Annotated in this window: 6 protein-coding genes; 5 read left to right on the top strand and 1 reads right to left on the bottom strand. The window is 71.3% G+C overall.

What is annotated here, in order from left to right; translation table 11 throughout:
* Positions 1 to 3: 3 nt before the first annotated feature.
* From ACAZ03_RS06600 to ACAZ03_RS06590, 3 genes are all read left to right on the top strand, one after another.
* Entirely contained in the window at positions 4 to 2,010 is a 2,007-nt protein-coding gene (locus ACAZ03_RS06600; protein WP_373356621.1) for a hypothetical protein, read from the top strand.
* Positions 2,007 to 5,288 carry a DUF6603 domain-containing protein gene (locus tag ACAZ03_RS06595; RefSeq protein ID WP_373356620.1) on the top strand — a complete coding sequence of 1,094 codons (3,282 nt, stop codon included), beginning with the start codon at positions 2,007 to 2,009 and terminating at the stop codon, positions 5,286 to 5,288. The genes ACAZ03_RS06600 and ACAZ03_RS06595 overlap by 4 nt, the downstream gene beginning before the upstream one ends.
* 65 nt (positions 5,289 to 5,353) lie before the next feature.
* On the top strand, positions 5,354 to 6,673 hold the full coding sequence (locus tag ACAZ03_RS06590; RefSeq protein WP_373356619.1) for a class II D-tagatose-bisphosphate aldolase non-catalytic subunit: 1,320 nt from the start codon (positions 5,354 to 5,356) through the stop codon (positions 6,671 to 6,673).
* An 82-nt stretch (positions 6,674 to 6,755) separates the two neighbouring features.
* On the opposite strand, the gene ACAZ03_RS06585 is transcribed toward ACAZ03_RS06590, so the two are convergent.
* Positions 6,756 to 7,010: a hypothetical protein gene (locus tag ACAZ03_RS06585; RefSeq protein WP_373356618.1), complete on the bottom strand. Its 255-nt coding sequence runs from the start codon at positions 7,008 to 7,010 to the stop codon at positions 6,756 to 6,758.
* Positions 7,011 to 7,237: 227 nt separating this feature from the next.
* Between ACAZ03_RS06585 and ACAZ03_RS06580 the strand changes: the two genes are divergently transcribed.
* Both ACAZ03_RS06580 and bfr read left to right on the top strand, forming a co-directional pair.
* A complete protein-coding gene (locus ACAZ03_RS06580; protein WP_373356617.1) occupies positions 7,238 to 7,525 on the top strand; it encodes a bacterioferritin-associated ferredoxin in 288 nt (95 codons plus the stop codon).
* Positions 7,492 to 7,977 (top strand): bacterioferritin, encoded by a 486-nt coding sequence (gene bfr, locus ACAZ03_RS06575; protein WP_373356616.1) that lies wholly within the window; start codon positions 7,492 to 7,494, stop codon positions 7,975 to 7,977. The genes ACAZ03_RS06580 and bfr overlap by 34 nt, the downstream gene beginning before the upstream one ends.
* Positions 7,978 to 8,117 lie beyond the last annotated feature (140 nt).

Genomic DNA, 8,117 nt, shown 5'->3' with positions numbered 1-8,117 from the left:
CCCATGGCGCGGACGACAACCCTCATGAAGAAGGCCGAGGCGCCGACGCTCAACCATCAGGGCCGCCGCGCCGGGGTCGACACGGCGACGCTGGACGATCTGCCCGTCGACCTGGTGGAGCGTCGCCCCGACGGCACCCTGGTGCTCGACCACGACGCGCTGCGCCAGCGCGTGACCGCGGCGCTCGACGGTACGGTGGACGGGCTGGTCCTCGCGGTCTCGCGGCTGCCGGGCAGCTCCGTCTACCATGCCGGCCTCGCCTTCCGCACGCTCTGGCCGGAGGGCGCGAGCGGCTTCATCCTGCCGGAGCTGCAGGAGGCCTTCGTCACCTGGCAGTTCCGCCAGCGCGCGCTCTGGAACGAGCTCGACGATGCGGGCCGGAGGGCCTGGATCCAGGAGGTGGTCGGCGGCGCCGACACGATGTTGGACGACCAGATCGCGGCCGTCTTCCACTCCCCGCAGTCATTCGTCAGGCGCCCGATCCAGCATCGCGACGGGCGGGTGATGCCCTCCAACACCCGCGGCGCCATCCTCGTCGATGCGCTGATGGGGCCGACCGCCATGCGCACCTTCGGCCATGTGCCGCCGACGCGCTATGCGCTGAAGCGCTGGACGGCCACCGACACGCGCCGCGTCGTCCGCGAGACCGGCCCCGCCGCCGCCACCGACTGCGCCCTGGCGCTCAACTCGACCGCCGGGCTGCGCGGCCATCTCGCCCAGGCCTTCGCCGATCTCGGCGAGGCCCAGGCCGACGAGGTGCTGGATGCGCTGACCGGGCGGATGGAGGCCTATCTGACGAACCATGCCCGCCGCGCCCGGCGCAAGGCCTGGCACGAGGCCAATCCCGGCGCCTCCATGCCCGCCGCCACGCATCAGGAGATCGAGGCGCTGACCCTGGCCGATCTCGACGCCGCCGGGGTCACCTCGATCTATTCCCGCGCGCTCCACCCCACGGAGCTCGCGCATCGGATGATCGAGGCGGACGATCTGACCCGCGGCTGGATCACCGCGATCACCGGCGATCCGGCGAGCTTCGACCAGCTCCGCCAGCTCGAGGGCTTCGATGCGCTCTACGACGCGATCATACGCCGCGACGGCTGGCAGACGGGCCATATCTTCGAGCTCGAGGTCATGGTGGACCTCGTGGAAGAGGGCGTGAACGGGCTTCGCCTGCAGGTCTATCTCGCCGGCAAGAAGGGGCCGGATTTCGTCTATCAGGTGCAGGGCGGGGCGCTGCGCATCCGCCAGCTCAAGAGCTACGGGTCGCTCTCGTCGCTCGTCTGCTCGTCGCGGAGCTTCCACGGCGGGTTTCTCAAGCAGTTCCGTGGCGACATCCGGCGCATGTTCGAGGAGGACCCCGCGCAATGGCTGCCCGGAAGCCCCCCGAAGCTGCGGACGGCCGACGGCAGCGGCTGGCAGGCCGTCGATCCGACCTATGAGTTCGTCTATAACGAGAACCGCATCGGCCATTGGCGCGATCCGGCCGTCTATGGCGATGCGCTGGACGAGCCGCTCGGCGCCGCCCGGATCCGGGCCGAGGAGTTCCAGACCGAGATCAACGGCTTCCTCGCCGCGGCCCCCGGCGACGCCGCGCGGAACACGGCCGTGCGCGCCAAGCTCAAGCGGATCGTCAAGCGCGTGGACGGCGTCGCCAAGACCGAGGAGATGCTGATCGGCGAGCAGCTCGAGCATGTTGCCGCGGGGCTGACCGACGTCGGCGGCACGACGCTCGCCACCGCCTCCCCCCGGCTGATCTTCGCGATGAAGCTGGCGATGGATGACGGCACCGGCGTGGTCAACGCCGCGCTGGCGCGGCGCATCTTCCAGATGAACCCGCCCTTTCAGCTCAGCGTCACGGGGCGGAGCAGCGACAGCTTCATCCCCTGGGACGGCAAGGTGATCGACACTGCCGCGCGGCGCACCGATGCCGAGGACGCGCTCGGCGCCACCGGCGAGGCCTGGAGCGACGACGAGGTGACGGCCGTCATGGCGGCGGAGCATCCCCAATGATCCGCCTCCTCATCTCCTTCGCCGCCGATTTCGCCGCGCCGCTCACCGCCGCGCTCGACAATCGGCGGGACATGGAGCTTCTGCTGGCGCAGCTCGGGCTCGACGTGTTCCTCGATGACGGGGTGCAGGCGGATGTGGCGGCGCTGCTCGACGTCACCGCTCAGGTGCAGGCGCTCGTGGCCATCGCCGTGGAGCTCAGCGCCGAGGAGGAGGTGACGGGCGACGACCTCGCCCCCCTCACCCTCGCCGCCGCTGACCTCCTGATCGCGCTGAAGGGCCTGGCGGACGCCCCGCCCGCCGACCTCGCCGCCCTGCCGGGGGACCTCGCCGACCCCGCCCTCTGGGAAGCGGCGCTGAAGCGGCTGCCCGAGGTCATGCTCATGGAATGGCTGGCCGTCTACCAGCCGAAGATCTGGGCGCCCTTCGCCCTGCTCGGCATCGCCCGGGCGGAGCCCCTGCCCCGGCCCCATGGCGCCGTCACCCGCAGCCTCGACTGGGCGCGACTCGGGCAGCTCTTCGAGGATCCGGCCGGGCTCGTCGCCGAGGTCTACGGCTGGGGCGGGGCGGCGTTCGACGTGACGCTCCTTCTGCGCAACCTCGGCACGGTGCTGGCCGCCTACGGGATCGAGCCGGTGCTGACCGCCCTGCCCGAGCCGCAGCGCAGCCAGCTTCAGCCGGATGCTGCGGGCACGCCCTATCAGCTCCTCCTGCCCGTGCCGCCGCTGCCCGCGCCGGCGGACGGGGTGATGCTGCAGGCCGACCTGTCGCTCACCGGACGGCAGGCGCCGGGGGAGGCCGGGGTCTCCGGCCTCGCGCTCGCTGCCACCGCCACGGGCGAGGCGGCCCTCGATGTGCCGCTCTCGGGGAGCGCCGGGCTGACGCTTTCGCTCTCGCTCGCCGGCACGCTCGATGGCGCGGCGGGCGTGGCGATCCACCCGGGCGGGCCGCAGCTCTTCGGCGCGGCGCCGGCGCTGACCGCGCGGGCCGGGCTGAGCCGCGATGGCGAGCCGCTGCTCCTCTTCGGCAAAGCGGGCGGCAGCCGGCTGGAGCTGGCGAAGTTCGGCGCCGAGGCCAGCCTCACCACCAGCCCCCCCGCCGCATCGGCCACGATCGACATCGGCGGCGCCGCCCGTGACGGGCTCCGCGCCGTGATCACCGCCGCCGATGGCGACGGGTTCCTGCGCGACCTTCTCGGTGAGACCGCCTTCGAGGTGACCTCCGGGATCAGCCTCACCGCCGACAGCGCCACCGGCATCCGCTTCGACGGTGGCGCCGGCTTCGACATCGAGCTCCCGCTCGGGCTCGAGGCCGGGCCCTTCCGGCTCGACGCACTCCGCCTCGCCATGAGCGCCGGGGCGGAGGGGTTGACCGCGCTCGTCGCCATCACCGGCGGCGCCGACCTCAGCGTCATCGCCTTCACGGTGGACGGCATCGGCCTCACCGCCCGGCTCCACCCGACGGCGGAGGGGGAGGACGGGCTCTTCGGCGATCTCGACCTCACCATCGGCTTCAAGCCGCCCACCGGGCTCGGGCTCGCCATCGACGCGGCCGGCGTCATCTCCGGGGGAGGATACCTCTCCATCGAGCCCGACATCGGCCGCTATGCCGGCATCGGCAACATCCGCTTCGTCAAGTTCGAGCTGACCGCCGTGGCACTGATCGAGACGCGGATGCCGGACGGCTCGGAGGGCTGGTCGCTCTATATCTCCGTCACCGTGATCTTCCCCGGCGGGCTGCCGATCTTCCCCTCGTTCTCGCTCAATGGCATCGGCGGCATGATCGGCCTCAACCGCACGGTGGATACCGAGGCGCTCCTTGACCGGCTCGCCGACGGCGCGCTCGATTCGCTGCTTTTCCCCGTGGACCCGATCGCCAACGCGCCGCAGATCATCGAGGATGTGGCGGCGGTCTTTCCCGCCGCCGAGGGGCAGTTCCTCTTCGGGGCGCTGGTGCAGTTCCGCTGGGGCGTCTTCGCGCTCGGCAATCTGGGCGTCGTCGTCGAGCTGCCCTCGCCCTTCCGCCTCATCACGCTCGGCCAGATGAAGCTGGCCCTGCCGATGATCGACGCGCCGGAGGGCGTGCCGGTCTTCGTGCAGATCAACCTCGACGTGGTGGGCATCTTCGACTTCACCGAGGCGCTGGTCGAGGTGACCGCGATCCTCCGCGACAGCTTCATCGGGCCGGACCCGGCGCTGGTGCCCGACGCCCCCCGCATCGAACTCTCGGGCGGCATGGCCTTCAAGGCGACCTTCTCGGGGCGGCCGTCGATGCTGCTCTCCATCGGGGGCTTCCACCCCGATTACCAGCCGCCCGAGGGCTTCCGCACGCCGAACAGGATCCGCGCGGCGCTGCCGGTGGGCGATGCCGCCGAGCTTTCGCTCTCGGGTTATTTCGCCATCGGCCCCGGGGCGCTGATGGCCGGGGGGCGGGTCGATCTGATCGCCGACCTCAAGGGCTTCACCGCCAGGGGCTGGATGGGCTTCGACGCCATCATCTACCTCGACCCCTTCGGCTTCGACTTCCGCACCGAATTCGGCTCCTCGATCTCGAAGGGGAACACGGTGCTTCTGTCGGTGGACGTCTCGGCGCGCGTCACCGGACCCCATCCCATCGAGGTCTGGGCCGATGCGACCTTCGAGATCCTCGGCTTCGAGAAGACGATAGACCTCCACCTCACCACCGGCTCCGGCCAGGCGGAGCCCCCGGCGGCCGTGGACGCCGCGGCGCGGCTGAGGACGGCGCTGGAGGACCCGGAGGCCCTGAAGCCCGCCGCGCTCACCGGCGCGGCCTTGCCGGTGGTGCTGGCCGAGGGGGCGACGGGGGTGGACCCGGGCGCGGCGCTGGAGATCACGCAATCCGTCTTGCCCCTGGGCGAGACGCTGGAAATATTCCAGGGCGCGCCGATCCTCGGCCCCCGCCGCTTCGCGCTGACGGCGCTGCGGCTCGACGGCACCGCCCTGCCCGCGGGAGACTGGCCCACGACGGTGGGCTGGTTCCCCTACAACGAGTATCACGACCTGACGGAGGACGAGAAACTCGCCCGCCCCGCCTTCGAGGAGATGGTCGCGGGCGCCACGCTGGGCGGCGGCGGCACGCAGCTCTCCGCCGCCAGCGCCGAGCGGCCGGAGGCCTATGACGAGACAATCATCGACCGGGCCTTCGGCGCGAAAAGCGCGGCCCGCGTCACCCGCGCCCCGGCGCCGATGGCCGCCCGCCGGGCGACCCGCGCCGACCTCGCGCCCCGGGCGGTGACGGTCGGGGCGCTGGTCGCGGGGTAGCCGGGCGCGGGCGCGGCCCCAGATCCCGGCTTTACTGCCGCGCGCCCTTCGCCAAGGGTGGCGCCATGACCCGCGATGACACAGCCCCCTCCCCCCAGGCCGCCGCCCGCGCGCTTCTGGCGCGCAATCTCGGTGGCGCGCCCCTGGCGCTCACCTCCGTCTGCTCCGCCCATCCTCTGGCGATCCGGGGGGCCTGCGAGGCGGCGCGGGAGGCCGGGCAGATCGCGCTGATCGAGGCGACCTGCAACCAGGTCAACCAGGAGGGCGGCTACACCGGCCTCACCCCCGCCGATTACGCCGCCCGCGTGCGCGCCGCGGCGGCGGAGGCGGGCTTGGCAGAGGGCCGGCTCCTCCTCGGCGGCGATCACCTCGGGCCGCACCCCTGGCGGCATCTGCCGGCGGAGGAGGCGATGACCCGCGCCGAGGCGATGGTCGCGGCCTATGTCGCCGCCGGCTTCGGCAAGATCCATCTGGACTGCTCGATGCGCTGCGCGGGCGACCCCGAGGCGCTGCCCGAACCCGTGATCGCCGCCCGCGCCGCCCGGCTCGCCGCCGCGGCCGAGGCGGCGCTCGGCACGGCGCCGGAGGAATCGCGGCCCATCTATGTCATCGGCACCGAGGTGCCGCCGCCGGGCGGCATGGGCGCCGGCCACGAGATCGCCCCGACGGAGGCCGGCGCCGTCCGCGCCACGGTGGAGGCGCATCGGCAGGCCTTCGCCGCCGCCGGGCTTGAGCGCGCCTTCTCCCGCGTCGTGGCCGTCGTCGTCCAGCCCGGGCTCGATTTCGGCAATGACAGCGTGCACCATTTCGCCCCCGACGCCGCCGATGCGCTGGCTGCCGAGGCCCCCGCGCTCGGCGGGCTCGTCTATGAGGCGCATTCGACCGATTACCAGCGGCGGGAGGCCTATCCCGCCCTCGTCGCCCGCCATTTCGCCATCCTCAAGGTCGGCCCCGCCGTGACCTTCGCGCTGCGCGAGGCGCTCTATGCGCTCGAGGCCATCGAGCGCGAGCTGGCGCCCGAGGCGCCGTCGAACCTGCGCGCAGTGATGGAGGCCGAGATGCTGGCCGCGCCTTCCGACTGGCAGGGGCATTACAGCGGCGCGGAGGCCGCCTGGCTGCGACATTTCTCTTGGTCCGACCGCATCCGCTATTACTGGGCGCGGCCCGCCGCCGCCGAGGCGGTGGCGCGGCTCGAGGCCAATCTCGATGCCCGCCCCTGGCCCCTGCCCCTCGTCTCCCAGTCCCTGCCCGATTGCGCGGAGGCGCTGGCGCGGGGCGATCTGCCGATGCGCGTCAACGATGTCGCGCTCGCCCGCATCCGGGCCGCGCTCGCACCCTACTACGGCGCCTCGGCGGCACATGATGCGGGCGCCGCGCCCGGCTGACGGGCCTCCCCTCAGACGCGAAAAGGGCCGCCCATCGGACGGCCCGCTTCAGATGTTTGTCCTACCTGCCGGAGCGGCCCGTTCACGGGCTCTGCTTGGTGCGCATACCTGCATCGAGCAATCCGCTGTCGCGCGTCTCGATCCCGGCTGTCGCCTCCGGTGTCTCCTCAAAGGCCGGCAGCGCGAGGCTGCCGGTGTCGTGTCCGAAGACCATCTGGCGCGCGTAGAAGAGCGACCCGACCGCAAGAATGGCGACGAGGGCGCCCACGACGATCACGCCAGCGGGGCCGGACCAGAACGAAGAGCCGGAGAAGCGGTCTTTGTCGTCTTCGGACATGTCCCTTCTCCTTCATTGGTTCCAATTGATCCGATTATGCGAGGCTAACGCCGCGAGCTGGAAAGGCGTTCCCATCGATTTCTGCAGCTCACGGGCTGTTGCATTTTCTTTCCCCAAGGTAAATTTCTGCGACGGCCGCCGGGCGGTGCTCGGCCGGTTGACGATCCCGAGTGAATCTGTCAGCCATTCGGCGCGCCGCCGGGTCATGCGGCGCGAGGGGCCATGCCATGATCGTCTGTCACTGCCAGTCCATCTCGGATCACGACATCCGCGCCGCCATCGACTGGATGCGCGCCTCGGACGGGGAGACGATCATCACCCCCGGCAAGATCTACCGCGCGCTCGGCAAGCGGGCCGATTGCGGCGGTTGCATGCCGCTCTTCCTCGACACCATGCGCAGAAGCGATAATCTGGAGGTCCCGATGCTGCCGCGCCTCGGCGGGCAGGCATCGCAGACAGAGACGAACAAGGAGAGCGCGACATGCAGGGCGACGCAAAGGTCATCGAGTATCTGAACAGCGCGCTGCGCAGCGAACTCACGGCGATCAGCCAGTACTGGCTGCATTACAAGCTGCAAGAGGACTGGGGCCTCGGCAAGATGGCCGCAAAGAGCCGGGCGGAGAGCATCGAGGAGATGCACCACGCCGACAAGCTCATGGAGCGGATCATCTTCCTCGGCGGGCATCCGAACCTGCAAAAGCTCGATCCGATCCGCGTGGGCCAGAATCCGAAGGAGGCGCTGGAGGCCGATCTGGCCGCCGAGCAGGACGCCCGGGCGCTCTACAAGGAAGCGCGCGAGGCCTGCCACGACCTCGGCGACTACGTGACGATGAAGCTCTTCGAGGAGCTCCTCGCGGATGAGGAAGGCCATATCGACTTCCTCGAAACCCAGCTCGACCTCTACGAGCGCGTCGGCGCCGAGCGCTATGCGCTCGTCAACGCCAGCCCGATGGACGAGGCGAAGTAAGCCTCGGGGAGCGGGACGGGAGGGCGCCTTCGGGCGCCCTTTTTGCGTCAGGCTTGCAGGAGTCCCGCCAGGGCGGGAGGATGCCCGGCCCGCCCTTCCGGGCGGGCTCGCGGAGCCAAGATGGAGGTGGGGTTCCACCC

Origin of the sequence: Pseudoroseicyclus sp. CXY001, from assembly GCF_041714655.1 — a bacterium.
In the GTDB taxonomy this organism is placed as follows: domain Bacteria; phylum Pseudomonadota; class Alphaproteobacteria; order Rhodobacterales; family Rhodobacteraceae; genus Pseudoroseicyclus_A.
Note: the sequence above shows the minus strand (reverse complement) of the source record. Positions and strands in the feature narration are given on the sequence as shown.